The sequence below is a fragment of the Rhizobium sp. 01T444 genome (assembly GCF_056398305.1).
The window spans coordinates 1-533 of sequence record NZ_JBFTPD010000384.1 but is presented as its reverse complement, the minus strand read 5'-3'; the positions used below and the strand labels follow the sequence as shown (position 1 = coordinate 533).

1 pseudogene is annotated in these 533 nt (G+C 61.9%); it reads left to right on the top strand.

Annotated elements, in window-relative coordinates:
- Nucleotides 1-234 precede the first annotated feature (234 nt).
- A pseudogene (locus tag AC1DTN_RS39055) lies at nucleotides 235-533 on the top strand (hypothetical protein); the annotation flags it as partial.

Sequence of the window (533 nt, the reverse complement as noted above, 5' to 3'; positions counted from 1 at the left end):
ATTGCATATTGCCCTTTGAGTTGAGTCCAACTGAGTGGACCCTTCGCTCAACGCCTAGGGCGGCTTTTCGGCGACGACCAAGGAGGTTAACGTGTTACCGATCGTGAGTTCGTCTGTCGAGGACGTACGCCACATAAAGTTAGCAACGATTTCTTGCGATCTTCGGTCCACCGCGCGGTGGCTCGCGCGTTACATCAAGAGGAGCGGCATCGCTCCGCTTGTTGGGGAACCACCTTGAATCTGGATCGTTCTGTCATCGTCAAATGGGCTGCGACCGCTGTCGTGGCGGGCAGCTCACTTCTCGCGGCGGCATCAGCCAACGCGGAAGTGAACTGGTCCGTGGGCGTCAGCGTGCCGGGGGTGGTCGTGACCGAGCCTGCTCCCGTGTACTACGAGCCGGCGCCGGCCTATGCCCCACCCCCGCCGGTTTATTACCAGGCGGCTCCGCCCGTGTATTACCGGCCTGCACCACCCACCTACTACCGGCCGCCACCGGTGTACTACGGACCGCCCGCGCCTGTGTACTACGAGGG